The organism is Flindersiella endophytica (assembly GCF_054779015.1).
Genome location: NZ_BAAGYY010000013.1, coordinates 114024 through 140723 on the forward strand (window position 1 = coordinate 114024; position 26700 = coordinate 140723).

A 26700-nucleotide genomic window follows, 5' to 3' on the forward strand; every position below is an offset into this window, starting at 1 on the left:
CGATCCTCGCGCGCTGAGCCCTGAGCCCTAGGCCTTGGAACGCCGCAGGGTAAGGGCGACGACGACCGTGACGGCCATCATCGCCGCGCCCAGCCAGGCCGCTGTCGCGTAGCCCGCCTCGACCGGGAAGTGGGCCGCCGCAGGCGTACGGGCCGCGAGCGTCAGCCCGCCGAGGGCGCTGCCGATCGAGAAGCCGACGCTGCGGACGACCTGGTTGATGCCCATCGCGCTCGACGTCTCGGCCGCGGGTGTGACGGCCAGGATCGCGGCCGGCATCGCGGCCGAGAAGACACCGACGCCCAAGCCCAGCAGGCCCATCACGACGAACAGCAGCCACAGCTGGCTGCGTACGATCGCGAACAGCGCGAGGGCCGTCAGCACCGCCGTGCCGCCGATCGCCAGCACCGACGTGGCGGCCAGCCGCCGACGCACCAGCGTCGGCGCCAGCCTGCCGCCGGCGAAGCCCAGGACGGAGAACGGCACCAGCACCAAGCCCGCGACGAAGACGCCGACTCCGAACCCGTAGCCGGCCGACTCCGGCGTCTGGGCGTAGCGGGTGACCAGCGTCAGCAGCAGGTACATGCCGACACCACCGAGCAGCATGACGAGGTTGGCGCCCGCGACCGCCGGGTGCCGCAGCAGCGCGAGGTCGACCAGCGGCGCCGTGCAGCGGCGCTCGCGGAACACCCAGCCGGTCAGCAGAACGGCCGCCACCACCAGCAGACCGGCTGCCAGCCAGGGCCGGGACGTCCACAGCGCGGTCTGGCTGATCGCCAGCAGCAGCGCGAACAGGCCCGCGCCCAGCAACGCCGCACCGGGCAGGTCGACCGCCGCGGAACGCCCGGCCGGGGGCCGGGGTACGGACCGCCAGGCCGCGGCCAGAGCGAGCACGGTGACGACCAGCCCGAGCCCGTACGCCACCCGCAGTCCACCCAACTCGGTCAGCAGCCCCGCCAGCGGATACCCGACACCCACCCCGATCGTGGACGCCACGGACAGCAGCGCGATCACCGGGCCCGAACGCTCGGCCGGCAGGTGGTCGCGGGCGATGCCCATCATCAGCGGGGTCAGTCCCAGCGCCGCACCCTGCGCCACCCGGCCGGCCACCAGCCAGCCGAACGAGGGTGGCACCACCGTCAGCACGCTCCCGGCCACGCCGACCAGCAGCGCCACCAGGACGACCTGACGGCGTCGCGGTCCCGTGCCCAGCCGCCCGAGCACCGGCGTGCCGACCGCGCCGACCAGCAGTGGCGCGGTGAGCGTCCACTGCGCGGCCGCCAGCGATACGCCGAACTCCCCCGCCACCGAGGTGATCAGCGGCGCCCCGAGGCTGCCGCCGACCGCGACGACGAGCGCGATGAACATCAGCGTCGGCACCAGCAGCCGGCCCGGAGCAGACGTCGTAGCAGGCGCCGCGGCGGCACTCACCGGTTCGCCTCCTCGCTGAGGTGGGTGAAGAGGCCGGCGTGGATGCGGGTCGTCGCCTGCTTCGCCCAGCCGGCGTCGACGTCCGCGGTGGCGAGCGCCGTGTTGGTGTTGAGCAGCATGCCGAACGCCATGAATGTCTTGATCTGCACAGGATCCAGGCCGGTCGCGTCGCTGACGGTCTGCCACAGCTGCCCGAAGCTCTCGCGGACCGCCTCCCGCACCTCGTCGTCACCGCAGGCGGCGAACGCCTGCAGCTGCAGTAGAAGCAGCGTGCGATCCTTCAGGCTGGCGTCGTAACGCAGGCCCATCGCGGCCAGCGCGTCCAGGCCGGACTCCGAGCCCGCGGCCGAGGCCAAGCCGTCCGCCATCGTGGCGAACGCCCGGCGGACGACCTCGAGGAACAGCTGTTTCTTGGTGCCGAACAGGCGGAAGACGTACGCGTGCGTGATCTCCGCCTTCCGCGCGATCACCTCGGCCGACACTCCGTGCAGGCCGTGCTCGGCGAACTCCTCGGCGGCGATCCCCAGCACCTGCTCGCGCCGGTCCGCGCCGGCCAACCGCTTGCCACGCTCCACGGCCACGGCAACCTCCCACAAGGAACAAGTAAGTCACCTGTAACTTAGCAAGCTCGGGACGCCTCTGGCGCGTGACGTCGAACACGCCGGCGCACCGCGACCGGCCGCTCGCCCACCTGTGGTTGGCTGGGACGATCGATCGCGTACGGGCGCGCGGGAAGCGGGCCGGATGTCGTGTTCTGCCACGGAACTCCGTTCTCCTCGCGCGTGTGGTCGGCCTACGCCGACGCGCTGGCCGGGGACTACACCGTGCACTTGTGGGACATGCCTGGGTACGGGCAGTCGTCGATGCGGCCAGAGCACGCGGTCGACTTCGGCGCACAGGCCAAGGCGTTCGCGGCGTTGCTGGAGCACTGGCGGCTGGACCGGCCACACGTGATCGCGCACGACTTCGGTGGCGCGGTCTCGTTACGCGCGACGCTGCTGGAGCAGGTGGCGTACGCGTCCTTGCTCCTGAGAACGCCACCCACTGGGGGCTGCGCGCCGAGCTGATTCCCGGTGCCGGCTACGTCGAGGTGCCTGCCGCGGGACACCTGATGCAGTACGACGTGCCGATCGCGCTCAGCAACCTGATCCGCGGCTGGCTCGCCCGCCAGGGCTGACCGCCGCGTCCGATTTCCGCCAGTGTTCTGCCGGTCATCCCGGCAGGCTGGACAGACATGAGCACCTTCGACGGCATCATCGAGCGGTTCGCCCTGGCCGGCAAGGAGTTCGGCGATCGGCTACGCCAGGTGCGCCCTGGCCAATGGGTCTGGCCCACGCCCTGCGACGAGTGGAACGTCCGCCAGCTCGTCAACCACATGGCACGCGGAAACCTCAACTACGCAGGCCTGGCGCGCGGTGGAAGCAGCGCGGACTTCCTCCGGTTGCGCGACGCCGACGCCCTTGGCGCCGATCCGGTCGGGGCGTACGAACGTTCGGTCGACGAGTGCGCGACGGCGTTCGCCGAGCAGGGAGTCCTGGAGCGCCTGCTCGACTATCCGCTCGGGAAGGTGTCCGGTGCGCAGGCGCTCGCGGTACGGACCACCGACGGCACCATCCACACCTGGGACCTCGCCCGCGCGATCGGCGCCGGCGACGGGCTCGACCCAGGTCTGGTCGAGTGGATCGACGTCAACCTCGCCGAGATCTACGCCGGGCTGGCCGAGACACCGGTTGCTGCCGACACCACCTACCGGTTCTTCGCCGCACCGGACGGGCAGCCCGGCCCGCACGCGTCCCGGCAGGACCGGCTGCTGCACCGGATGGGCCGCCGGAGTGAGGATGCCGGCCGCGGATCAGCCCCACCAGAAGGCAGCGGCGATCAGTACGTACAGGCCGACCATCGCCGCGCCTTCGACCGCGTCCGACTCGCCGTCCTGGATCAGGTAGGCGACCGCGAGCGTTCCAGCCGCGACCGTGGTGACCAGCAGCGGCGAGAACACCATGACGAACGGCGTCGAACCGACCAGCGGAGCCAGCAACACCAGCGCGGGCACGAGGACGAGCGCGATCTGCAGCGGGCTGTTGAGGATCACCGACAGAGCGGTTTCGGGCCGGTTCTGCCAGGCCAGCTTGACGCCGACGGTGTTCTCCACCGCGTTGCCGGCGATCGCGACGACGACCAGGCCGGCGAACGCCTGCGAGATCCCGATCGCGTCCATGGCGGGTTGCAGGGCCTCGACGAACCGGTCCGAGACGTAGGCGGCCAGGACACCGGTCACCGCCAGCATGCCGATCGTCAGCCACAAGGGCCATGGCTTGTGGTTCGCGTGTTCCGTCGACTTCTCGGTCGCCGGTGCCCTCGTCTGCTCCGGTCCGCCCGCGGCGCGCAGCGAAGCCGGAATCGAGAACGCGAACACCGCCAGCAGCACGATCGCCGTGACCCGGGACAGGCCGACCTCGTGACCTGCCGCCGGCGTGTGCACGAACGACACCAGGCTCGGCACCAGCATCGCCGCGACGGCGAGCAGCAGCAGGCCCATGATCAGCCGGGCCCGGCTCGCCGAGAACGTCAGCACCTTGTGCCGCAGGCCGCCGGCCAGCATCGACAGGCCGAGCACCAGCAGCAGGTTGGCCAGGATCGAACCGATCACCGCCGACGTCACCACATCGGTCAGGCCGCTGCGCAGGGCGAACAGGCAGATGAACAGCTCCGGCAGGTTGCCGAGAGCGCTCTGCAGCACGCCGACCGCGCCGGCGTTCACCAGATCGGCGAGGTGGTCGACGGCGCGCCCCACCAGTGCCGCCAGTACCGCGACGGCCGCGGCCGACACGGCGAACGGCAGGACGGCGCCCGCTCCGGCTCCGGTCAGGACGGATCCGGCAACCAGAACGGCGGCCAGGCCCATCAGCACGAAATCTGAGCGTGTGAAAACCCGCGTAAGGCTCAGAGAAACCATGAACAGCGAGAGTAGTACCAGCCCCGCTGCCGGGTCACACCGCCGGATTCCTCAAGCGCGCCTGGACGTGGGCCGCCAGGGCGGTGGGCAGTTCGGCGGGCACCACGTCTGCTGCCTGCCGCCCGCATCGCTCCAGCAGCTCAGCGACTCGGCGGGCCGCGCCGAGCAGTTCGCCGGCATCCAGGCCGACGACGGTGCGTTCGATGCCGGCCGGCATCCCCACGTCCGGCCGATCCACGACCGCGACCAGTCCGTACGCCGCGTCGGTGACACCCCTGGCCACACCCCACAGCCGGAAGACCTGTTCGGTGGCCTCGGTCAGGCGCTGCCGGGCCTCCCACAGCGAGCCGCGCGCGAGGTACTTCGCCAGGTCACCGAGCGCCCACCAGCCCAGGAACGCCCACTCCCGGACGCGCTCGCCCGTGATGTCGAGCGCCGCCTTGTGGTGTGGCGCGGTCAGGGCGTGCTCGGCGTCGTACAGGACGACCTCGCCGGCGGGACAGCCCGAGAGGTACGAAGCACCGGCGGCGGTGATGTCGACCTGGACGCCGCCGGCGTACTGCACGAACACGTGCCGGTGCGGCCGTGGCTCGAACCGCGGCAGCCGGTGCTCCAGCGCGTCCAGCACCTCACCGCCCTGCCGGAGGAACGCCATCAGGTTGTCCAGGGCGGCGGGCATGGCGTCCTCGGCGAGGCCGAGCCCGAGGTCGATGTCGGAGTGCGCGTCGGCCGCACCACGGGCGATCGAACAGCTCAGCACCAGCCAGTGCGCCTCCGGCCACGCTTTCACGGCATCCAGCAGCCGCAGCAGCACTGCTTGCTGGCGGGCGAGCGCAGGGGGCAGGGCGGCGACGAACCGCGGACCGTCTGTCGGATTCGGATCAGGCATCACTTCGCCAACGAGAGCAGTCGCTCTGGCGGTTCCACAGATCGTGCAGGAGGTCGGTGGCCGCGGCGATGATCGCGCGCTCGCCGGCCTCGTCGAACCAGCTGCTCATCGCCTCGTACGTCTGCCGGGTCCGCGCGGAGGCATCGGTCAGGTAGCCGTCGTAGCCGTCGGTGTAGCCGACGACCCGGGTGTGCCGGAACGGGCTCGCCTCCACGATCCGGCGGCCGATCGAGGTGAACGGCTCGACCGGCAGGTGCAGCCACGCGACGTCGCCCAGCCGGACGGCCGTGATCGGCAGCTCCATCCACGCGGGTGCGCCGGACGCCGCCAGCGCTCGTTGCACCATCGCACCCTCCGCCTCCGTTCGGGCCAGCCGTTCGGTCGCGGGCTCGACGTCCGCCGGAAGCTCCGCGAGCGCTGCCGCCGCGATCGCGTACCGCCGGTCCGCCTCCGCCAGTGCCGGCAAGCCGCGTCGAGGTATCCGGCAGCAGACCTGCCGTGAGTCCAGCACGTCCGCCCGAAGCTCTGGTTCACGCCCGCCTGCCGCGGAGACGGTCATGGAGACGACCGCGGCGCCGACGGTTTCGCCGAGCCGGATCGCTTCGGCCCGGCTCTGCGCCCTGCGAGTGAACCGTGTGCTCACGTCACCGGCCGCGCCTTGCAGGAACGCGATCGGCAGGCCGGGACGCGTCGCCGCCCGGACGGTGGTGCGAGCCGCGCCAACCCAGTCAGCCGACCAGCCGAGGCTGTCGGCGCCGAGCACCGTGGGATGGCAGGCGAAGTCGAACAGCATCCCGGCCGGCGAGCCGTCGTCTGCCCGCAGCTCGACCACGCCCACGCTGCCGTCGGCCGGCAGGTCGCGCGACGTACGGTTCGCGGCGACACCCGATGTCCTGGTCCTGCTGAACCTCGGCCGGACGCCGACCGGCTCGGCACTGGCGACCGCGCGTGCCAGCCCGTCGATCCGCGCCACCAGCTCCGCGCGGTCCGCCTCGTCCACCGCGCCCGGTATGCCTGGATGGATCGCGCCGACCCAGCCCAGCGGGCCGGAGTGCGTGTGCGACGCGCAGGCCAGCACGGTGACCGCGGGTCCCAGGTGTCGTTCGACGACCGTACGCAGCCGCGCGGCCAGCTCGGTCGTCACCGCGATCGCGTCGAGCGCCAGCCACGCCACCGACCCGCCGGTGCCAGAGCCGGAACCGAGGTCGGAACCGGGGCCGGAAAGCACCACCAGGTTGGCCTCGAGCTCGTCGAGCGTGCCGGCGCTCACCCGGTCGCCCCGGGCCACGTAGCCGGCCAGTGGACCGGGCCGGCTCGGCGTGATCGCCACCCGCCCGGCCCGTACGGACAGACCGTCAGGCATCGCGCACCAGCCGCAACCGCCGGACGAACCGGGCCGCGATCGCCTGCGGATCGGTGATCGCGGCGCCGACCACGACAGCGTGCGCACCCGCGGCCTGCACCGCGGCGACGTCGGACTCGTCGCGTACGCGCCCTTCCGCGACGACCGGGCAGTCGAGCTGCGCGGCCAGCCGCCGGACGAGCTCGACGTCCGGCCCGTCGAGAACCGCACCCCGGGAGGCCGGCGTGTAGCCGGACAATGTGGTCGCCACCGCGTCCGCGCCGGCCCGCCGCGCGGCCAGGCCGGCGTCCACCGTGTCGACGTCGGCCATCACGACGGCGCCCGTCCGCCGTTTGATCCCGTCGATCTGAGCCGCCGGCGAGGAGCCGTCGGGTCGCGCCCGCGTTGTCCCGTCGATCGCGACGATCGCCGCTCCGGCCTCGATCACCTCCACCGCGGCCTCGACCGTCGGCGTGATGAAGACTCCGTCGACCGGGCCGAGCTTGTTGATGCCGATGATCAGCAGCGAGACCGCCGCCCGGATCGCGCGTACGTCCTCGGCGCCGTTCGCGCGCACGGCGGCCGCGCCACCCAGTTCGCCCGCGCGCGCCATCAGCGCCAGCACCGCGGAGCTACGCAACGGATGGCCCGCGGCAGCCTGGCAGGACACGATCAGGCTGTCACGCGGCACCAGCTCCGCGAAGGAGTACATGCCCTCGACCGTAATCCGCGACGCTCGCCCGGCGATCCGCCGGCGAGGACGCGAGTAGACCAATTCACCCGGACTCAGCCGGCGGAGAAGGTGCCCAGCGAGCTGCCGAGCTGGTAGCGGTCGCCGCGGTAGAGGTTGCGCCCGATCTCGACGACCCGCCCGCCGGCGTCGATGCCGATACCGCTGATCTGGATACAGGGCTGCGACTCCGCGATGCCGAGCCGCTGCGCGGCATAGTGGTCCGGAAGCACCGCTTCGAGGTTCAGCGTCGCGCCGGTGACCCGCACCCCGTGCCGCTCCAGCAGGTTGACGTACAACGACCCCTCGGCGTCGGAGGCGGTCAGGTTCGGTACGAGCTCGGCGACCACGACCCCGCGGTCCACACCCATCGGAACGCCATCCGCGAGCCGGAGCCGGCAGTAGAAATAGGCCGGGTCGTTGACCGGAATCCGCAACAGGCGGGCGACGTTGCCGTCCGCGCGCCCACGCCGGAACGACAGCACCTCCGTGCCGGGCGTGATCCCCCGGCGGAGCATGTCCTCGGTGAACGAGGTCACAGCCAGCCGCCCGGCCACCTTCGGGCGTGCGGTGTAGACGCCGCTGCCGTGCCGGCGCACGAGCAGTCCTTCGTAGACCAGTTCGTCCATCGCCCGGCGCAAGGTCATCCTTGCGACCTGGAGGTCATGCGCCAGTTGACGCTCGCTCGGCAGGGCGGTGTCGACCGGGAGCGTGTCGATCAGGTTCAGCAGCCTCGTCCGGATCCAGGCGGCTTTCGGAGCACTGGTCACCATGCGCAGATCGTACGACCGGATTGGTCTACTCGGGCCAGTTGCTGAGGTTTTCGCGACGGCTCATCATCGATCCATGGGACCGCGGCGGCAACGGTGGCAGACGGCCCGCAGGCATTGGCAGATGTACGCGTTCGTGCTGCCGGGCCTCGTGGTGTTCGTCGTGTTCGCGTACGTGCCGCTGCTCGGCAACGTCGCCGCGTTCCAGGACTACTCCCCCTTCCTGGGCTTCAGCCACAGCCCGTGGGCCGGCCTCGACAACTTCACCCGCGTCCTCGCCGACCCGGACGTCCTGCACGCCCTGACCAACACGCTCGAGCTGTCGCTGATCCAGATCCTGTTCGCGTTCCCGGCGCCGATCGCGCTGGCGTTGCTGCTCAACAGCATCGTCACCCCGGTCATCCGGCGGTGGCTGCAGTCGATCGTGTACCTGCCGCACTTCATCTCGTGGGTGATCGTGATCTCGATCTGGCAGCAGGTGCTCGGCGGCGCCGGGCCGATCGCCGGAGTCCTTGCCCACTTGGGTTTCCACGACTCCAACCTGATGTCGAACCCGGACCTGTTCCCGGCGCTGGTGACCGCTCAGGTGATCTGGAAGGACTCCGGCTGGGGCACGATCATCTTCTTCGCCGCGCTGACGACGATCCCTGCCGAGCTGTACGAGAGCGCCGCGATGGACGGTGCCTGCGCCTGGCGGCGGATGTGGCACGTCACGCTGCCCGGTCTCGTACCGGTGATCAGCCTGCTACTCGTCCTTCGGCTCGGCGACGTGCTCAGCGTCGGCTTCGAGCAGATCTACCTGCAGTACAACTCGGTCGGCCCGGACGCGGCCGAGGTGGTCGACACGTTCGTCTACTTCCGTGGCGTCGTGGGCAGCGACTGGGGCATGTCGACGGCGGTCGGCCTGCTCAAGGGCGTGATCGGGACCGTACTCGTGCTCACCGCCAACCGGGTGAGCAAGCGACTCGGCGCGGAAGGACTGTTCTGATGCCCCGTCCGGCGCGACCGAGCCACCGGCCGATCTGGGCCGGGCGGCCGACGTTGCCCACGCAGGCCGCCAAGGTCGTGATCATCGCGCTGATCACGATCGCGATGATCTGGCCGATGCTGAACGTGCTGGCGACCTCGCTCTCCAAGGACGGAGCGGTCACGGCCGGCGGCATCCTGCCGCAGCACTGGAGTTTCGACGCGTACCGCACGGTGCTCGCCGGCGGCGTGGTCGGCCGCGCGCTCGCGGTTTCGGCGTTCATCACGATCGTCGGCACTGTCGGCTCGATGATCTGCACGTCGATGATGGCCTACGGCCTGACCCGCACCCGCGACCTGCCGGGCATGCGCGCGATCCTCTACGTCGCGTTGTTCACCATGCTGTTCGGCGCCGGGATGATCCCGAACTACCTGCTGATCAAGAACCTCGGCCTGCTGAACAACCTGGCCTCGCTGATCCTCCCCGGCCTGGTCAGCGCCTTCAACCTGGTCGTCCTGCGCAACTTCTACCTGCAGATCCCACGCGAGCTGGTCGAGGCCGCCCGGATCGACGGGTGCGGCGACGCGCAGATCTTCTGGCGCATCATGCTGCCGCTGTCGAAGGCGGTGACGGCCGTGCTGACGCTGTTCTACGCCGTGGCGTACTGGAACACGTTCTTCAACGCGCTGCTGTACATCTCCGACTCCGATCGCTGGCCGATCCAGCTCATCCTCAACCTGTACGTCATCCAGGGCTCTCCGATCGCCACGATCGACAACCCGAACCAGATACCGCCACCACCCCAGTCGATCCAGATGGCGGTCGTGATGCTCGCGCTCGTCCCGATCCTGCTCGCGTACCCCTTCTGTCAGAGGTACTTCACCTCCGGTGTGCTCACCGGATCCGTCAAAGGCTGAGAGGTCCTCGTCATGTCCAGTTCGCAGCCGGCGCCCAGCCGCCGTGGAGTTCTCCTCGGCGCCGGCGCGCTCGCCGCGGCCGCCCTCGCCGGGTGTTCCTCCGGCGGAGCGACCGCCAAGCCCACAGCGGGTTCGAGCAACGTCCCGTTGCCGAAGTACATCCCGAGTCCGCTGGCCAAGGGCGAGATCCGCAGCAAGTTCCCGGGCATGCCGTCGGCGTTCCCCGTGCTGCCCGACCCGTTGCGCGTCGCTCATCCCAAGCGACCCGGCGACGGGACCTCGATGTCGATGTTCACGATTCTCTGGGCGCCACCGCCACCGTCGCTTCGCCAGAACCCTTACTGGCAGCAGATGAACCACAGGCTCGGTCTCGAGCTGAAGATGATCTGGGGACCGTCGGACTCCTACGACGCCAAGCTGGCGACGCTGCTCAGCAGTGGCGACCTGCCCGACGTGACCGTGCTGCTGCCGAGTGCCACGAGCAACAAGGCGTTGCGGCAGGGCGCTTTCGCCGACCTGACCGAGGTGCTGAGCGGCGACAAGATGGCGTCGTATCCGAGCCTGGCGGCGTTGATCACCGAGGACAACTGGCGTAACACGCTCATCGACGGCCGGATCCGCGGTGTTGTCTGCCCGGTGCCGCCGGTCGACACCATCTTCCTCTACCGCGAGGACTGGGCGCGCAAGCTCGGCCTGTCGTCCGCTCCGCAGAACGCCGACGAGCTGTTCGAGTACTTCACCAGGATTCCGAAGGCGATTTCCAAGCAGGGTGGGCGAACTCCGTACGGTGTGGGAGGCTTCCCCGGCCCGTTCTTCGGTCTGGTCGTCTCGATGTTCCGCGCCGGACCGGACTGGCAGGAGCGCGACGGCAGGGTGGTCTCGCGGATCGACACCGACGCGTTCGCCGAGGCGATCGGCTGGTGCCGCAAGCTGTGGAAGGCCGGCGGCCTGCATCCGGACGCGCTCGCGCTGGACAGCCAGGAGATCAAGACGATCGACATGTTCCACGCCGGTCAGCTCGGGCTGACGAAGAACGGTCTGCAGGGTCCGTTCACGGCGGGCACGCCGGAGTACAAGATGGTCCAGGCCGGGCAGGCGGTGCCGCTGCTGCCACCGGGTCACGACGGCGGGCACTGCCAGTGGGTGCAGACGAACGGTTGGTTCTCGCGCTGGGGAATCTCGGCCAAAGCCGCCGAGAATCCCAAACGGGTCGACACGATCCTGTCGACGCTGGACTGGCTGACCTCGCCGTTCGGCACCGAGGAGTACATGTTCAACCGGTTCGGCATGGAGGGGCGGCACTGGAACTACAACGCCGAGCACGAGCCGGTGCCTGTCGACGACGCGCGGCTGCTGTCGGAGCTCACGGGCTTCGGACAGTTCCCGCACGCGTACTACTTCCCGGGTACGCCGAACGGCGCACGGGACGCGCTGGCGTACGCGGACGCGATGATGACCGATTCGGTGCCCGACCCGCTCAGCAGCCTGTCGTCGGAGGTCGGTGACAGGGTTGGCGGTGTGCTGGAGAAGATCACCGCTGACTACGTCAACCAGATCGTCAGCGGACGGCGGCCGATCGGCGACCTGGACGCCTATCGCAAGGAATACCACGCGCGCGGAGGCGACCAGATCATCGCCGACCTCGAGAAGCAACTGGCGGAGCGCTGAGACGCATGGACAGTCCACTGGTGCTCGGCGACGGGTCGGGCCGCCCCCTCGTCCTGGAGTTGCTCGCCTCCCTCGGTGACACGAGCGAGGCTCCGGTCGCCGTCGTGGTGGCGGACGATGCGCCGGAGCCACGCCGGCTCGATGCGGAGACCGCCTCGCGGCTGGCCGAGCTCGCGGCAGCGGGTGGAACGGTCTACGCCGAGTTCGTCACCGACCCGATCGGCTTGTTTCCCAGGCCTGTCGGTGAGGTGGGAACGGCGGGGTTCGAGCGGCTCTACGTGCCGCCGGGCGGTGCCGGCCACCCGATCCTCGACGGCTTCGAGCCGCTCACGATCTTCGAGGAGCACGCGTCGCGGACCGTCGAGGTGGTCCGGCCAGAGGCCGCTGTCGAGTTGCTGACCTACGGTCTGGTGGCCGGCGTCGGGCGAGCGGTCTTCGGGCCTGCGGACGAGCCGTGGCCGGCGCTGCTCGAGATCCCTGTCGGTGCGGGGCGCCTGCTCTACGCCACGACCGCCTTGAGTCGTGCGGACGTCGGGCAGTACCGGCCCGTCGCCCGATGGCGGCGGCTGCTGCGGCAGGTCCTGGCGTACGCGTGTGGAGTTCCGGTCGAGGCTGTCCCGCGCGGTTTCGTACCGGCTGAAGCGGTCGCGCGGCTTCCCCTGCGGCCGGATCGCGTCCGTTCGCTCGTGGACAAAGGGATGGCGTGGTTCGACCGGGCCGGCATGCTGTTCGGTCGTTCCGACGGGACCGCCGGGGTCGCCGAAGGGCTCTCCGGCGACATCGGGCCGGACGGCAGGCATCGGCTGCGCGAGCAGGAACGCGCCGACGGCGTCGTGCAGGTCGCTCATGCGTATCGGCTCTACGGCCGGCTGACCGGCGGGGAGCGGTACGAACGCGTTGCCGGCAACCTGATGCGGCGGGTGGTGGAGCGCAGCCAGATCGTCGACCGCAACTGGCTCTACGGCAGTTGGGAGCCGCGGGGCGAGCGCCGCGATCTCGCCGAGACCAACAACCTGTTCGCCGACGACGGTGGCTGGATCTCCTTGTTCGCCATGGCTTCCGGGCACCTCGGTGCCGGTCTGCGTGGCACGGAGTCGTTGCTGCGGACCAGCCGGGACGGACTGCAGACCAACCCGTGGCGTACGCCGGCGGTGTTGCTCGCCGCCGGCTGGGACGGCTTTCAGGCCGCTCCGTTCGACCGGGCGCTGGACCTGTCGGCGCACTGGAACAGCTCGGCGCAGTCCGCGTTCTGCTACGCCTACGCGACGACCGGAGACCGGCGTTACCTCGACGCGGCTTGTGTAGGCCTGGACCACATGCTCGCCGCGTACCCTCGGCTGCGGCTGGAGACCAGCCGTACCTGCGAGATGGTGCGGCTCCTGCTGCCGCTCACCGGTGCCTATCGCTACACCGGCGCGGCGCGCTACCTCGACGCGTTGCGGAAGGTCGCGGCGTTTCTCGGCTCGTGCGTCGATCCCGCGACCGGAGCGCTGGCGGAGGTCGACGGGCGCGGGCCGATCAGCAACGCCAGTTACGGGACCGACGAGGCGTCGATCTTCCAGACCAACGACGACACCGTGACCGATCAGCTGTACGCGTTGGGGTACGCCGCGCTGAGCCTGCCGGTCGCCGCTCAGGTGACCGGGCTGCCGGAGTTCGGGCGGCTGGCCGAGCAGGTGCTCGACTATCTGAGCCGGATCCAGATCGCGAGCGACGACCCGCTGCTCGACGGCACCTGGATGCGGGCGTTCGACTTCACGGAGTGGGACTACTTCGGCAGCAACTGTGACGTCGGCTGGGGTCCGTACTGCGCCGAGACCGGCTGGCTGCACGCGCCGATCCTGATCGGCGCCATGCTATGGCTGAGTGGGGAGGAGTTCTGGCCCGCGCCGGTGCCGGCGGGCGCGGGGCTGGCGAAGGCGGTGCGCGCGGAGTTCGACTCGATCGCGTCCGGCGCTTCCGAGCAGCTCGTCCTGACCCGGCGGCCGGATGGGCGGATCGTCCGTTCCTGGGCCGGCGACGGTGCGCCACAGGCGTTGCTGGGCTCGCTGGTCGCGGCGGCCGATCCGGTGTGGGTCGGCAACCCCGCCGGCGACTCGGTGGAGATCTACGCGCTCGGCGAGGACAGCGGGATCCACCACACCTGGGTACACCGGCGCACGGGCGAGGGGCGGTGGTCGCGGCTGGGTTCACTGGCGTTCAGTGGTGCTCCCGAAGTGCGGTACGACGCGAGGAGCGACTCGGTGCAGGTCGTCGCCACCGGTGTCGACGGTCGCAGGTATCGCAGCGCGCTCAGCGATCCGCGCCGCGGACACCTGCCGTGGCAGGAGATCGGGCACACGCCGTTCACGGGCGTTCCGGTCTACGTCTACGACGCCGGCGAGGAGACCGCTGTCGCATGGAACGACGGCCGGAAAACCGGATGACGAGGAATCGGGAGACTGTCTAGGCTGCCGCTCATGGAGTAACGCCCGGCATTCGCCCACCGTCGAGGCCTGCCGCACTGCTGCCTGCAGCGTGCTGTGCCGCCTCGGCCTGATTCGGCTTGCCGGGACTCTCCATGGACCCTCTCGATCTCTCTTGTCTGTCAGACCTTCCTCACGCCGGCGCACAACACCCACGCGTGCGGGCGCTGCTCGATGTGCGCAGGGGTGCGTACCTGGCCGGCTTCGTGCTGGTCGAGGGCCTGTGGGCACACGAGTGCCTGCTGGCTCGAAACGCCGGTGTCGTGACGTTCGTGTGGTGCCCGCAGACCGCCGGCTCGGAGCGGATCGTCCGCTGCGCTGCGGCTCTCGCGGCGCGCGCGGTCGAGGCGTACCAGGTCTCGGCCCGGGTGCTGGACCGCCTGACCAGCCGGGTGCGTACGGACGGCCTGGTCTCGCTGGTCCGGCTGCCGCGCCGGCCGCCGGCCGGATTCCCTGCCGGGGCGGGGAGTGTCGTGCTGGTGGCCGACGGCGTGCAGTACGCCGCGAACCTCGGCGCGCTCCTGCGTACCGTCGACGCCTCCGGCGCGGTTGGGCTCGTGCTGACGAATCGGCAAGCCCGCTTGGAACATCCGGTCACGTTCACGGCGAGCCGGGGTGCGGTGCTGACCACACCGGTGGTCGACTTCCCCGCCGTCGACGCTGCCGCCGACTGGCTGGACGCGCACCGGTTCGCATGCTGCCTGGCCGACCCCGCCGCGCCCGTCGCGTATCACTCGTACGTCCGTGACGGCCGGCCGGCGGCGCTCGTGGTGGGCTCCGAAGGCCACGGCCTCTCACCCACCTGGCTCGGCCGCGGCTACCACTCGGTCTCGATCCCGATGCGCGGCACGGTCGACTCCCTCAACGTGGCGGTCGCCGCCGGCGTCCTGCTCTTCGAACTCGTCCGCCAGACCACCCAGAGAGAGGCGCCCCATGCGCTCCGACCAGTGTGAACCGGCCCCGTACGTCCATCCGGCGCAGGCCAGGCAGAAGCGAGCGTGGGAGCGGCTGCTGGGCGACTACCTGGTCGTCGAGCCGCTCGAGGCCGGTTTCGCCCGGCGGATTCGTCGCGAGCCGGCCGGCCGCTTCCTCGAACTCGGCGGCGGGAGCGGGCCGATCTCGCGGCTGCTCACGCCTGAAGGAGTCTGGTGCCTGGTGCTCGACCTGAACGTCACCGACTGGACCGCCCACCATCGTCCCGCCGTCGTCGGCGACATCGTGGCGACACCCGTGCGGCCGGCGTCGTTCGACGCCGTCTCCGCGGTCAACTGCCTGTATTTCCTCGCCGATCCGGTCGCCGGCATCCGGCAGGCGTACGAGGCGCTGAAGCCCGGCGGGCTCTTCCTCGCCTCGTGCCCGAGCCGCTATCACGACCCGGAGCTGGCCGGCGTGGTCGACACCTGGGGACGGAAAGGCACGTTCGACGCGGAGGAGGCCGTGGGCCTCGTAGCGTCGGTCTTCGGTGAGGTCGAGGCGGACTGGTGGGAGGTGCCTGCCTATCACCTGCCCGACCGGGCAGCGGTCGTGGACTACCTCGTCGCGTTCGGCGAGCCGGAGCCGGAGACCAAGGCGGAGCGGCTTCCCGTCCCGCTGGACATCACGAAGAAGGGTGTGAACGTCTGGGCTCGCCGCTGACTAGTCTCTGGGAGCATGCCCGAGTTGATCGCACCGACTGCCGACCTGCACGCTTCCTGGCTGGAGGCCCGCGATGAGTGGGGGCGCGGCACGCACCAGGACGGCTCCGGCCTGCACGAGTCCGACGACGTGGAGACCGCTGAAGGCTTCGCGGCCTGGATCGAGCGGCTGCGCCGGCAGTCCGACCCCGCGATCCCCGCCGAGCCGGGACGGGTGCACGCCACCTACTGGTGGGTCGTCGAGGACGGGACGTATCTCGGCGCGATCTCGTTGCGGCACGAGCTGAACGACTTCCTGCTCCGCGCCGGCGGCCACATCGGCTACGGCATCCGCCCCTCCGCCCGCCGCCGCGGGCTGGCGAGCTTCGCCGTGTCCGCCGTGCTCGACGAAGCCCGCACGCTCGGCCTCGCGCGCGTCCTGATCACCTGCGACGACAGCAACGTCGGCTCCGCCCGCACGATCGAACGCAACGGCGGCGTCCTCGAAGATATCCGCGACACCGAACTCGGCCACACCCGCCGCTACTGGATCACGCTCTGACCGGAACGCACCGGCGTCGTCAGCTCGACACGTCGCGGTTCTGGAAGCGGGCCCAGGACGCTGCCAGGAAGACCAGGGTGTAGGCGAACGCCGACCACAGGCCCGGACCGATCGTCTCGGTGCTGATCGGCGTGCGGAGGAGGTCGCCGAAGCCGAGCCAGTGATGGGCGATGAGGTACGGATGCAGCCATTCCAGTCGTGGCACCACGTCGGCGATCTGACTGGTGATCGCGAAGATGAGCGTGGCGATCGCGGCGCCGATCGGCTGTTCGGTCAGCGTCGACACGAACAGGCCGAACGCGGCCAGCGACGACAGGCACGCCGTGATGTAGGCGCACACCAGCAACAGCCGGAGCAGGCCCTCGCCGAAGCCGATCTGCGTTCCGGACAGCAGCGTCAACGGCCCACCGCCGAAGAGGATCAGGCCCGCCGTGGCGCCTACGAACGCCACCAGCAGGGTCGCCGCCCCGCAGAAGACGACGAGCGCGCCGTACTTCACCGCGAGCATCCGGGTGCGATGCACGGGGACCGCCAGCAGGTTGCGCAGAGTGCCCAGGTTCGCCTCACCGGCGATCGAGTCGCCTGAGATGGCGGCGATCGCGAGTGGGAGGAAGATCGGCAGCTCGACGGTGAGGGCGGCCAGCGCCACGAACAGGCCGTTGGACGTGATGCTCGCGAAGAAGTCCGGCCCGCCCTCGTCCGCCGAGCCCGCACCGTTGGACACCTTCGTCGAGATCGCGATGATCAGCGGCATCGCCGCCAGGATCGCGAGCCCGAGCCAGTTGCGCCGCCGGCCGAAGATCAGCATCAACTCCGAACGGAAGAAGCGCGTGCTGAACGCCTTCGGCCGCGCCAGTGCCGCAGCGGCCGGCTCGGACTCCGGGCGTAGGTCAACCGCTGACATCGAAGCCCTCCCCCGTCAACGACACGAACATCTCCTCCAGATCGGGTGCCACCAACGTGAATCCCCACACCGGCAGGCCGGCATCGACGAGCGTACGAAGGAGTTTCTCGGCCCGGGCCTGCCGTTCGGCCTCGTCCACGTCCAGCACGCCGACCGCGGCCGGGCCGTCAGCCACGATCGAGACCGACGTCAGGCCCGCCTTGCGCATGATGTCGCCAGCTTCCTCCGGCTGGCTGGTCTCGACGTTGACCCGCGGCGCCGTGGCCGCTCGCAGCTCGGCAAGGGGAGCCTGCGCCTTCAGCCGTCCGATGTGCATGACCCCCACGTGTGTGCAGATCTGCTCCACCTCCGACAGCAGGTGCGTCGACAGCATGACGGTCGTACCGCTGTGGGCCAGATCGGTGATCAGCGAACGCACCTCCCGCGTGCCCTGCGGGTCGAGCCCGTTGGTCGGCTCGTCCAGGATCAGCAGGTCGCGCGGCTGCAGCAGCACCGCGGCCAGCGCGAGCCGCTGCCGCATGCCGAGGGAGTACGCGCGGTACCGCTTCCGGGCCGCCGCCAGCAGCCCCACCCGGTCCATGGCCGCATCGACCCGTGAACCGGCCGTACGCGGGTCGGCCAGCCGGTCGGCCGCGTCCAGCCGATGGAGGTTGGCCCGCCCGGAGAGATACGGATGGAACGCCGGCCCTTCGACCAGCGACCCGATCCGGGGCAGCGCCTCCCCGGCACCCTTCGGCATCGGGTGGCCGAGCAGCGTGTGCCGCCCGGACGTCGGCCGGATCAGGCCCAGCAGCATCCGGATCGTGGTGGTCTTGCCGGAGCCGTTCGGCCCCAGGAAGCCGTAGACCGATCCTGGCGGCACCGAAAGCGACAGGTCGTCGACGGCGACCTGACCAGAGCGAAACCGCTTGGTCAGGCCGAACGTCTCGATCGCGCCCGTCATCGGGTGGTGCCGGCGACGGAGTACAGGCGTTCCGGCGCGACCGCTCCCGCCAGCACCCGACCGTCGTCGGTGAACAGGACGGTGAACAGCGAGCCCTTGAGCAGCCGGCCGGATCCCCAGGATCCCGACACCTTCGGCAGGCTCTGCACGATCGCACCGAAGTCGCCTCCAGGCTTCCTCACCGACCTGCCGGGCTCGGTCGTCCGGGCTACCACGACCGTCAGCCAGCCCTTGCCCACGAGCTTCGGCGCGGACGCGGCATCCGTCTGGTCGCCGCGCCGCTCGGTCTGGCGGCCCTCGTCCGGCTGGTCCTTGCCCGGCCGCGCCTGCTCGACCTTCGTGCCAGGGGGCGGCGAGAACGTGAAGTGGTCGGCGCTCGGCCTGCCGAAGGTGATCCGGGTGAACCCGACCTGGAACGCCGGATCGCTCGCACCGCGGGCGTAGACCTGCACCTGCAGCGGAAGGTGCGACTTCGCGTCGATCGCCAGGCGGATCTGACCGACCAGCGACGACTGGTCGCGCGGGCTCAGCACCAGCTGGTACGCGTCGAGGCCGGCTACCCGCGCGGTGCCGTCCGTCGTGACCTTCGTGGTCGGGTCGAGCGCGGCCAGGGCCTGGTCGGCCGCCTCCTGCGGCGTCTTCGGCAACTGGTTCGCGTCGGGGACCACCGGGCCCTCCGGCTCTACACTCGACGCCGGCAGCGTCCGGTGCTGCGCCGACTTCTCGTTGCTGGACCACATCCACAGGTCACGGCCGTTGCGGATGATGTCGGACTCCCCCAGCGTGCCGAGCAGCGCGAGCCGTACGCGTTGCGGACTGTCGTACCACACCTTCAGCGTGTGGTTGCCCGACACCAGCGACGAGAGGTCCGAGCTGTTGTCGTCACCGGACAGCGCCGGGAGCTCCGGCAGCCCGAGCCGGGCCTGTTGCACGACCGTGCCGGAGAACGGCTCAGGTTGCGCGGTCTGCAGATCGACGAGCAGCTGCTTCGCCGAGCGCGGCGGCAGCGCGCCGGCGGCATCGGCGCGCAGCACGGTGCCCGTGACACCGGCCACGACCGCCAGGGCCGCGGCCGGGACGATCCAGCGCAGCGCGGGACGTGACGTGAACAAGGCCCACCTCCATGGGTACGGCGTTCCCCAGCGCTCACCATTCTGCGAGACACCGGCTGTGAACTGGCTGAGAGCGATCCGCGTACGAATCCGCCGGTCGTGGCAGGCTGACCTTGTGCGACTGCTCGTGGTGGAAGACGAGGTCAGGCTGGGCCAGGCGCTGGCCCGCGGCCTGACCGCGGAGGGTTTCGTCGTCGACGTGGCCACCGACGGTGTCAACGGCCTCGAGCGGGCGAGATACGGCGACTACGACGCGATCGTGCTCGACATCATGCTCCCGGGCCGGTCCGGCTACGACATCGTCCGCACGCTGCGCTCAGAGCACAACTGGGTGCCGGTCCTGATGCTGTCGGCCAAGGACGGCGAGTACGACCAGGCCGACGGCCTCGACCTGGGTGCCGACGACTACCTCACCAAGCCGTTCTCGTTCGTCGTCCTGCTGGCCCGGCTCCGCGCACTGCTCCGGCGGGGAGCGCCCGAGCGGCCGGCCGTGCTGACCGCCGGCGACCTCCGCCTCGACCCGGCCACCCACCAGGTCACCCGCGCCGGCACGGAGATCGACCTGACGACGCGGGAGTACGCCTTGCTCGAATACCTCATCCGCCGGGCCGGCGACGTGGTCCCGAAGCTGGAGCTGCTCGACCACGTGTGGGACGCGGCAGACGACACCGATCCGAACGTCGTCGAGGTCTACGTCGGATACCTCCGGCGCAAGCTCGGCCGCGACGTACTCGAGACCGTTCGCGGAGCCGGCTACCGGCTGACCGCCGGCGACCCGGCGTAGGGCGGAGGACGGCGTGCTCGGCTGGTGGCGGCGGGCGAGCCTGCGGGCCCGTCTCATCCTGATCGGCTCGGCCGGCGTGACGGCCGGGCTCGTGATCGGCGGCCTCATCCTGGTGCAGACGCTGTCGTACGCACTGCTCCGCAACCTCGACCAGAGCGCGACGCAGACCGCCAAGGAGACGGCGACTCTGATCCAGGCCGGCCGGCTGCCCGACCCGATCCCGGCCGGCGGCGATGCCGCGGTCGTCCAGGTACTCGACCAGGACGGCGGCATCGTCGCGGTGTCGTCCGGCGGAGACCGGCTGGTTCCGCTCCTGCCGGCGGATCAGCTACGAAACGCGCACAGCGGCAGCCGGTACATGGTCACCGGTGACCGCGCCGGCCTGGACGACCCCGTCCGGGTGGTGGTCCAGACCGCCAAGGCGTCCTCCGGACCGCAGACCGTCCTGGTCGCGGTGTCGGCCCACAGCCTGGAGGAGTCGGTCGGCATCGTCCGTAAGATCCTGCTGGTCGCGTTCCCCTTGCTGGTCGTGGTGCTGGCGATCGTCGCGTGGCGGGTGGTCGGGTGGACGCTGCGGCCGGTCGAGCAGCTGCGGCGTGGCGCGGCCGAGATCACCGGATCGCGTTCGGATGGCCGGCTGCCCGTGCCCAGCGGGAACGACGAGGTACACCGGCTCGCCGTCACGCTCAACGACATGCTCGCCCGGCTCGAGGCCGCCCGCGCCCGCCAGCGCGCGTTCGTCGCCGACGCGGCGCACGAGCTGCGCAGCCCGCTGGCCAGCATGCGTACGCAGACCGAGGTGGCTGCCCGGCTCGGTACCCAGGCCGACTGGGACGAGACCGCCGGCGGACTGCTGGCCGACCTGGACCGGCTGCAGCGGCTGACCGACGACCTGTTGCTGCTCGCCCGCGCCGACGACGCCGCCGCGCAGGCGATGGTGAAGCAGCCGATCGACCTGGCCGAGGTGGTGCGAGAAGTCGCCGCCCGCTACGCCGACGCCCGGGTCGCGGTCTCGGCGAACGCCGGCACCAGCTTGTGGGTGCTCGGCGCCCGCGACGGCCTGCACCGGATGATCGCGAACCTGCTCGACAACGCGTGCCGGCACGCGGCCACGAAGGTGTCGGTCGTCGTGACCGCCGACGGTGCTGCCATGGGCTCGGCGGCCCTGCTCACCGTCACCGACGACGGCTCCGGCATCCCGGAGGCCGACCGCGAGCGCGTCTTCGAGCGCTTCACCCGGCTCGACGACGCGCGCGCCCGCAACGACGGCGGCAACGGTCTCGGGCTCGCGATCGTTCGCGAGGTGGCCCGGATCCATGGCGGCACGGTCTGGCTGGAGGACGCCGCGCCAGGCGTCCGCGCCGTGGTCCGGCTCCCGTTGCGAGAGCCGGACCCGGGCCGCGGCGCGACGTCGTGATCGTCAGCAGACTCTGAGCTGAGCGGTCATCCCGTGTGCCCCGTGCGGCCGGCCGTCCGGCGCGGGGATGAAGTCCACCAGGGTGTACGTGCCCGGCTCCACCCGGACCATGGCCACGTCGCCGCCGTTGCCGCCCTGGGCGATCGTCTCGACCTGGTCCTGGGTGATGGTGCCGTCGAAGATGTCCTCGGGCTCGGCACCCGGGGGCAGGCGGAGCAGGTTCGCCTCGTGGAACTCCGCGCCCACGTTGCGCAGGTGCAGGACGAGCTTGCCGTTCCGCGGGCACACGTGCTGCCGGTCCAGCCGGTAGAAGTACTCCCCCATGTCGACGTTGATCTCCGCCGCACCCGCGGGAAGGTCGGGCTGGAGCGTCTCCATCCCGTCGACCTTCAGGAAACCGTCCTCCGGCCACCAGGTCGTCCTGGCATGCACCAGCTGGTGCCCGTACGCGAGGTAACGCGCCTCGGTCACGAAGCTGCTGTCCTCGTACGCGAGGATCCGGTCGATCCGCACGTGCTCCATCCGCAGACCGGCCAGAACGGCCGGCACCCGCTCGTAGCTGCTCTGTCCCATGCCCGCGCGAACGAAGTACGCCGTGAAGAGCGTCGAAGCCCGCAGGTGGTCACCTGCGTTGATGCACGTGACGAAGTTGTCCAGCCCTGCCCGCACCTCCCGGGCCTCGCGGCTGCTGGCCGGACGGGACGCGCCGGCCGGTGCGGCGGCCGAGGCCGGGTCGATCACCAACGGCGAGCCCGTCGGCGGTAGCGGTGGCGCCGAACACTCGTGTCCTCCGCCGCCGGGAGCCGATGTGGCGGACACGGCGGACACCGCCGGGCCGAACGGCACCGGAAAGGCGAGGACCAACGCCATGACAAGTCCGAGCATGCTGACTGCCTCCATATGTAGGTTGTCTACGCTCGAACGCTAGTGGACCGTCGCCGATCCCTGGTATCGGGAAGATCCCTGACTTCCCTCGGGGTCGAGCGCGCTGCCGTCGGTTCCGGAACCGGTCATCTCGGCCGCCGCTCAGAGGTCAATATCGTTCAGGTTTTGGTGCGTTCGGGATATGTCCGCGCAAACGCTGCTGGCCCATAGTTACTGACTGCGGAGGTGCTCCGCGGGAGGTGCGATGGCAACGCGACGAATCAGCCGCCGGCAGGCGCTCGGCCTGCTCGGCGCCGGCGCGACGCTGACCGCTGCGGGATGTACCCCGCCCAGCAGCTCGGCATCGCAGGGCGACCTGAACCTGTGGACGTTCGCGGACACGCACGCGGGCTGGTTCAAGGAGATGGCCAAGGAGTTCGAGCAACAGACCGGCATCCACGTCGCCGTCAGCCTGTTGTCGTTCGACTCCCTGCTCCAGCAGCTCCTGATCAACCTCAAGGCCGGCGGCCTGAACCTCCCCGATCTCTGCGACATCGAGCAGGGCGGCTTCGGCCGCTTCCTGATCGGCCGCTCGATCCCGTTCGTCGATCTCCGGCCCTGGTTGCGGCAGCAGGGTTACGACAAGCAGCTCGTGCCCGCCCGGCAGGCTCTCTACAGCTGGCACGACGGCGTCTACGGGATCGAGCACGCGTTGACACCCGTCACGCTCTTCTATCTCCGCGAACCCTGGGAACGCACGGGCATCGACCCCGCCACGCTCCACACCTGGGACGAGTTCACCGCGGCGGTTCAGGAATCGTTCCCACCCGACGCCCGCGCGATCCCGATTCCCCCGCACGACGTGATGCTCCGCCAGCGCGGCGGCGACTACTTCGACGCCGATGGGCGGCTGACCGTCGACAGCGAGCTGTCGATCGACACCATGGAATGGATGCTCGCGCTGGAACGCAAGCGGGTCTTCGCCGAGCCGTCCGGCTGGGTGAACCAGGGCTTCACGCCTGCTGTGTGGGAGGACTTCCGCAAGGGCAGGCTGGCCGCGTTCGTCGCGCCGGACTGGTACGCCGGCACGATCGAGGATCTCGCCGCCGACCTGTCCGGCACGTGGGGCGCCTGCCCGCTGCCGGCGTTCGAGCCCGGCGGCCGGCGCTCCAGCTGCAACGGCGGCACCGGTCTCACCATGCTGAGGACCACCAAGCGCCGCGAGATCGCCTGGCAGTTCATGGAGTTCGCGATGCTGCGCGTTGACGCGGTCGTCAAGCGTTACAGGGCGATCAACCTCTATCCGGCGTTCGTACCCGCGTGGGAGGACAAGCGCATGCTCGAGCCGGCGCCGTTCTTCGGCGGGCAGAAGATCGGCGAGCTCTACGCCGACATCGGCGACGAGGTGCCGCCGCAGTACCAGAACCCCTACCGGCCGCAGCTCGGCAACCAGGAGCTCTCGCCTCGCATGATGGACATCTACCTGCGCAAGCAGACCGTGCGCGAGGTCTTCGGCGAGGCGGCCTCAGCCGTACGCGCCAAGATGGAGCGGGGTGGGCTCGTTGACTAAGGCCCTCCCCTCGCCACAACGGCAGCGCCGGCGTAGCCGGGTCAAGCCGCGCTGGGCGCCGTACTTCTTCATCGCGCCGTTCTTCGTGCTGTTCGGGCTCTTCTTCGGCCTGCCCACACTGCGCTCGCTGCAGATGAGCTTCTACACCGAGCGCGGCGTGGACACCTCGGCGACCTTCACCGGCGCCGACAACTACGCGACGCTGATCGCGGATCCGACGTTCTACAAGGCGTTGCTCAACACGAGCTACTACGCGCTCGGCAGCATTCTGGTCATCGTCCCGCTCGCGCTGAGTCTCGCTCTGCTGCTGCGCACCAAGGGGCTGCTGCTACGAGAGTTCTTCCGGCTGTCGTTCTTCCTGCCGAACGCCATCTCCGGAATCGTCGTGGCGGTGGTGTTCCGGCTGGTCTTCGACGAGCAGTACGGCCTGCTGAACAACTGGCTGCTGTCGCCGCTCGGGCTGCCGAAGGTCGCGTGGCTGACCGATCCGAACTTCATCATGCCGAGCATCATCCTGCTGGGCGTGTGGCAGTTCACCGGCATCAACGCGATCTACTTCATGGTGGGGCTGCAGAATCAGGATCCCGGCATCCATGAGGCCGCGGTCGTCGACGGCGCCGGCCCATGGCAGCGCTTCCGCCACATCACGCTGCCGCTGCTGCGTCCCACGACCGTGTTCGTCGTGACGTTCGCCATCATCGGCTCCTACCAGCTGTTCGCCCAGCCCGTCGCGCTCGTCGGCGAAGGCGGTGGGCCGGACCGGGCCGGGCTGACGCTCACGATGTACCTCTACGAGACCGCGTTCACCAACCTCGACCTCGGCTACGGCGCCGCGATCGGATACGGCATCACGGTCGTCATCGTGGCGCTGAGCGTCCTGCAGATGTGGGCGCAGGGCTTCTTCCGGAAGGAGTCGGCATGAACTGGCGGCGGCTCGTCATCTACGTCCTGCTCCTGGCCGCGGTCGCGGTCACGCTGGTGCCGTACGTCTATCTGATGACGTCGACCGTCCGAGCACCCGGCGAGCTGTTCCAGCTGCCGCTGAAGCTGTGGCCCGGCGACTTCACGACCGAGCACTACGTCAACCTGTTCACCAGCGAGCTGATCCCGTTCGCCCGTCAGGTGCTCAACAGTGTGGCCGTCGCCGGGCTCACGACGCTGCTCGTGGTGGCGACGTCGGCCTCGGTGGGCTGGGGATTCGCGAAGTTCGAGTTCCCCTTGCGGAACCTGCTCTTCATCGTGCTGCTGGCGACGTTGACGCTGCCGTTGCAGGTCGCGCTCGTGCCGTTGTTCCAGATGATGGTGGCGTTCAACTGGCTCGACACGTTCCAGGGCGTGGTCCTGCCGGCGGGCGCCAGCGCCTTCGGGGCCTTCTTCATCCGGCAGGCGATGCTCGCGGTGCCGGACGACATGGTGCAGGCGGCCCGCATCGACGGCGCGTCGGAGTTCCGGATCTTCCTGACGATGGGTGTGCCGCTGGCCAAGGGCGCGCTCTCGGTGCTTGCCGTACTGACGTTCCTGGCCTCCTGGAACGACTTCCTCTGGCCGTCGATCGTGCTGCGCAGCCCCGAACGCCAGACCTATCCCGTGGGCCTGGCGAACCTGATCGGGTTCTACAACACGGAGTACGGCACGCTGTTCGCCGGCTCGTTCCTGGTCACGATCCCGATCGTCATCGTCTTCGTGGCCGGTCGCAAGCACATCCTCGACAACCTCATGGTCGGCTCGGTGAAGAGCTGAGCCCTTCAGCCGGCGTCGGGCCAGGCGCCGCGGGCGAGGACGAACGGATGCCACGGCAGGGCCGCGATCGGGTTCTCCAGCAGGCGTTTGGTCCGGGTGAGGTATGGGCGCTCGCCGCGCCAGCAGCCCTCCGGCGGTACGAGGCCGGCGGTCAGCGCGTCCTGCTGCGTGACGAATGGCGCGAGTGCCTCGTGCAGCCGGCCGCCGTCCGGTTGCGCGTGCGCCCGGCGCCGATAGTCGTCCAGCGCGTCGTGGCCGTCCGGTGTGAGGGAGACAGTGCGATCCGGCCCCGGTGTCGCCAGGCCGTTGCGCTCGAGGTAGCCGGCCGCCTGGGTGCACCCCTCCTTCGAGATCCCCGTCAGCGTGGGCAGATCCCGAAGCCGAACGACGCCGGATCCGACGGCCCGCAGGAGGTTGGCGGCGAGTGGCAGCGAGACCGCGGCACCCTGCTCGTGTTCGAGCGTGTACGCGGTCAGCACCTGGCCGAGCAGCGCCGCCAGCGGGCGCTGCTCGTCGTCTTCGCCGGCAGCGCCGGGCACCACCTGGGAGAGGTAGCCGTCGGTGGTCGTGACCTCGGGCGGCGACCACGGCATCGGCGTCGTCGGTAGGTGAGCGAGCAGCGCGTGCCGCAGTGCGCCGACTGCCTCGGCACCGAATCGCGCCCGCCAGCGCTGCTCGACGTCGCCGAGTACACGAGGCCACAGCCGGCGTGCGTCCGAGCCCGCCTTCGTCGGGCGCAGGACGCTGTTGCCGTTGATGCCGCGGAAGCTGCCGTACCCCGGCCTGCGTTCCGCATCGCTGGAGTCGCCGACCGACATCCAGCCCCACCGCTCCAGCCCGCCGAGGTTGCAGTCGGCCCGGGCCAGGCCGCGCAGCTCGGAGACCGTGACGCCGTCCTCGGACACGAACCGCAGCCCGTTGGTCCACATCGGCAACGACATCCGGAACGCCCGGCCGGCCTGAGCGGATGCCAAGGCCTCGAAGGCGTTGTCAGCCTCGATCGTGTGCGCGATCCACACCCAGGAGAGCAACGTGGTGAGCGGTACGTTCGTAAGCACC

Annotated in this window: 26 protein-coding genes and 1 pseudogene; 14 read left to right on the plus strand and 13 right to left on the minus strand. The window is 70.3% G+C overall.

The features are described from left to right. Window positions 1-27: 27 nt before the first annotated feature. Entirely contained in the window at window positions 28-1428 is a 1401-nt protein-coding gene (locus ACYVF6_RS12775; protein WP_460520568.1) for an MFS transporter, read from the minus strand. Beyond that, on the minus strand, window positions 1425-2009 hold the full coding sequence (locus ACYVF6_RS12780; protein ID WP_460520570.1) for a TetR/AcrR family transcriptional regulator: 585 nt from the start codon (window positions 2007-2009) through the stop codon (window positions 1425-1427). Before ACYVF6_RS12780 ends, ACYVF6_RS12775 begins: the two co-directional genes overlap by 4 nt. A 168-nt stretch (window positions 2010-2177) precedes the next feature. Between ACYVF6_RS12780 and ACYVF6_RS12785 the strand changes: the two genes are divergently transcribed. After that, window positions 2178-2495, plus strand: coding sequence for an alpha/beta fold hydrolase (locus tag ACYVF6_RS12785; RefSeq protein WP_460520572.1), 318 nt, complete (start codon window positions 2178-2180; stop codon window positions 2493-2495). A 13-nt stretch (window positions 2496-2508) separates the two neighbouring features. Here the strand turns inward: ACYVF6_RS12785 and ACYVF6_RS12790 are convergent, their stop codons facing one another. After that, complete coding sequence (locus tag ACYVF6_RS12790) at window positions 2509-2643, minus strand: hypothetical protein (RefSeq protein ID WP_460520574.1); 135 nt, start codon at window positions 2641-2643, stop codon at window positions 2509-2511. A gap of 19 nt (window positions 2644-2662) precedes the next feature. On the opposite strand from ACYVF6_RS12790, the pseudogene ACYVF6_RS12795 reads away from it, so the two are divergent. Continuing rightward, window positions 2663-3196: pseudogene (locus ACYVF6_RS12795) on the plus strand (TIGR03086 family metal-binding protein); the annotation flags it as partial. Between the two features lie 84 nt (window positions 3197-3280). Here the strand turns inward: ACYVF6_RS12795 and ACYVF6_RS12800 are convergent. From ACYVF6_RS12800 to ACYVF6_RS12820, 5 genes are all read right to left on the minus strand, one after another. After that, window positions 3281-4333, minus strand: a complete 1053-nt coding sequence (locus ACYVF6_RS12800; protein WP_460521628.1) for a calcium:cation antiporter — start codon at window positions 4331-4333, stop codon at window positions 3281-3283. Window positions 4334-4418: 85 nt separating this feature from the next. Further along, window positions 4419-5273 carry a hypothetical protein gene (locus tag ACYVF6_RS12805; protein ID WP_460520576.1) on the minus strand — a complete coding sequence of 285 codons (855 nt, stop codon included), beginning with the start codon at window positions 5271-5273 and terminating at the stop codon, window positions 4419-4421. After that, window positions 5266-6636 (minus strand): hypothetical protein, encoded by a 1371-nt coding sequence (locus ACYVF6_RS12810; protein ID WP_460520578.1) that lies wholly within the window; start codon window positions 6634-6636, stop codon window positions 5266-5268. Before ACYVF6_RS12810 ends, ACYVF6_RS12805 begins: the two co-directional genes overlap by 8 nt. Continuing rightward, a complete protein-coding gene (locus tag ACYVF6_RS12815) occupies window positions 6629-7327 on the minus strand; it encodes an N-acetylmannosamine-6-phosphate 2-epimerase (protein ID WP_460520580.1) in 699 nt (232 codons plus the stop codon). The genes ACYVF6_RS12810 and ACYVF6_RS12815 overlap by 8 nt, the downstream gene beginning before the upstream one ends. Window positions 7328-7401: 74 nt before the next feature. Beyond that, a complete protein-coding gene (locus tag ACYVF6_RS12820; protein WP_460520582.1) occupies window positions 7402-8118 on the minus strand; it encodes a GntR family transcriptional regulator in 717 nt (238 codons plus the stop codon). A gap of 73 nt (window positions 8119-8191) precedes the next feature. Between ACYVF6_RS12820 and ACYVF6_RS12825 the strand changes: the two genes are divergently transcribed. The 7 genes from ACYVF6_RS12825 (at window position 8192) to ACYVF6_RS12855 (ending at window position 16307) form a co-directional block, all read left to right on the plus strand. Continuing rightward, entirely contained in the window at window positions 8192-9103 is a 912-nt protein-coding gene (locus ACYVF6_RS12825; protein WP_460520584.1) for an ABC transporter permease, read from the plus strand. Then, window positions 9103-9999, plus strand: coding sequence for a carbohydrate ABC transporter permease (locus ACYVF6_RS12830; protein ID WP_460520586.1), 897 nt, complete (start codon window positions 9103-9105; stop codon window positions 9997-9999). Before ACYVF6_RS12825 ends, ACYVF6_RS12830 begins: the two co-directional genes overlap by 1 nt. Before the next feature lie 12 nt (window positions 10000-10011). Next, window positions 10012-11667, plus strand: a complete 1656-nt coding sequence (locus ACYVF6_RS12835; RefSeq protein WP_460520588.1) for a type 2 periplasmic-binding domain-containing protein — start codon at window positions 10012-10014, stop codon at window positions 11665-11667. A 5-nt stretch (window positions 11668-11672) separates the two neighbouring features. Further along, a complete protein-coding gene (locus ACYVF6_RS12840; protein ID WP_460520590.1) occupies window positions 11673-14093 on the plus strand; it encodes a hypothetical protein in 2421 nt (806 codons plus the stop codon). Between the two features lie 197 nt (window positions 14094-14290). Then, window positions 14291-15085: a TrmH family RNA methyltransferase gene (locus tag ACYVF6_RS12845; RefSeq protein ID WP_460520592.1), complete on the plus strand. Its 795-nt coding sequence runs from the start codon at window positions 14291-14293 to the stop codon at window positions 15083-15085. Next, window positions 15066-15767: a class I SAM-dependent methyltransferase gene (locus ACYVF6_RS12850; protein ID WP_460520594.1), complete on the plus strand. Its 702-nt coding sequence runs from the start codon at window positions 15066-15068 to the stop codon at window positions 15765-15767. Before ACYVF6_RS12845 ends, ACYVF6_RS12850 begins: the two co-directional genes overlap by 20 nt. Window positions 15768-15782: 15 nt before the next feature. Then, a complete protein-coding gene (locus tag ACYVF6_RS12855; protein ID WP_460520596.1) occupies window positions 15783-16307 on the plus strand; it encodes a GNAT family N-acetyltransferase in 525 nt (174 codons plus the stop codon). 19 nt (window positions 16308-16326) lie between these two features. On the opposite strand, the gene ACYVF6_RS12860 is transcribed toward ACYVF6_RS12855, so the two are convergent. Genes ACYVF6_RS12860 through ACYVF6_RS12870 form a run of 3 tightly spaced genes read right to left on the minus strand, consistent with a single transcriptional unit; the run spans window position 16327 to window position 19266 of the window. Beyond that, window positions 16327-17211 (minus strand): ABC transporter permease, encoded by an 885-nt coding sequence (locus ACYVF6_RS12860; protein WP_460520598.1) that lies wholly within the window; start codon window positions 17209-17211, stop codon window positions 16327-16329. Further along, window positions 17198-18154 carry an ABC transporter ATP-binding protein gene (locus ACYVF6_RS12865; RefSeq protein WP_460520600.1) on the minus strand — a complete coding sequence of 319 codons (957 nt, stop codon included), beginning with the start codon at window positions 18152-18154 and terminating at the stop codon, window positions 17198-17200. Before ACYVF6_RS12865 ends, ACYVF6_RS12860 begins: the two co-directional genes overlap by 14 nt. Further along, window positions 18151-19266 (minus strand): LolA family protein, encoded by a 1116-nt coding sequence (locus tag ACYVF6_RS12870; protein WP_460520602.1) that lies wholly within the window; start codon window positions 19264-19266, stop codon window positions 18151-18153. The genes ACYVF6_RS12865 and ACYVF6_RS12870 overlap by 4 nt, the downstream gene beginning before the upstream one ends. Window positions 19267-19381: 115 nt before the next feature. Here ACYVF6_RS12870 and ACYVF6_RS12875 point away from each other — a divergent pair, with 115 nt between their 5' ends. Together ACYVF6_RS12875 and ACYVF6_RS12880 are read left to right on the plus strand one after the other, a co-directional pair. Further along, on the plus strand, window positions 19382-20050 hold the full coding sequence (locus ACYVF6_RS12875) for a response regulator transcription factor (RefSeq protein ID WP_460520604.1): 669 nt from the start codon (window positions 19382-19384) through the stop codon (window positions 20048-20050). 13 nt (window positions 20051-20063) lie between these two features. Continuing rightward, a complete protein-coding gene (locus tag ACYVF6_RS12880; protein ID WP_460520606.1) occupies window positions 20064-21467 on the plus strand; it encodes a sensor histidine kinase in 1404 nt (467 codons plus the stop codon). Between the two features lie 3 nt (window positions 21468-21470). Here the strand turns inward: ACYVF6_RS12880 and ACYVF6_RS12885 are convergent, their stop codons facing one another. Next, the gene (locus ACYVF6_RS12885) at window positions 21471-22352 is read right to left on the minus strand and encodes a hypothetical protein (RefSeq protein ID WP_460520608.1); all 882 of its coding nucleotides are present in this window, start codon (window positions 22350-22352) and stop codon (window positions 21471-21473) included. A gap of 244 nt (window positions 22353-22596) precedes the next feature. On the opposite strand from ACYVF6_RS12885, the gene ACYVF6_RS12890 reads away from it, so the two are divergent. From ACYVF6_RS12890 to ACYVF6_RS12900, 3 genes are read left to right on the plus strand one after another with little or no spacing between them, the layout of a single operon-like run. Then, window positions 22597-23901 carry an ABC transporter substrate-binding protein gene (locus ACYVF6_RS12890; protein ID WP_460520610.1) on the plus strand — a complete coding sequence of 435 codons (1305 nt, stop codon included), beginning with the start codon at window positions 22597-22599 and terminating at the stop codon, window positions 23899-23901. Further along, window positions 23894-24823 carry a carbohydrate ABC transporter permease gene (locus tag ACYVF6_RS12895; RefSeq protein ID WP_460520612.1) on the plus strand — a complete coding sequence of 310 codons (930 nt, stop codon included), beginning with the start codon at window positions 23894-23896 and terminating at the stop codon, window positions 24821-24823. The genes ACYVF6_RS12890 and ACYVF6_RS12895 overlap by 8 nt, the downstream gene beginning before the upstream one ends. Continuing rightward, complete coding sequence (locus ACYVF6_RS12900; protein ID WP_460520614.1) at window positions 24820-25641, plus strand: carbohydrate ABC transporter permease; 822 nt, start codon at window positions 24820-24822, stop codon at window positions 25639-25641. Before ACYVF6_RS12895 ends, ACYVF6_RS12900 begins: the two co-directional genes overlap by 4 nt. Window positions 25642-25646: 5 nt before the next feature. On the opposite strand, the gene ACYVF6_RS12905 is transcribed toward ACYVF6_RS12900, so the two are convergent. Continuing rightward, window positions 25647-26699 carry a hypothetical protein gene (locus ACYVF6_RS12905; RefSeq protein WP_460520616.1) on the minus strand — a complete coding sequence of 351 codons (1053 nt, stop codon included), beginning with the start codon at window positions 26697-26699 and terminating at the stop codon, window positions 25647-25649. Window position 26700 lies beyond the last annotated feature (1 nt).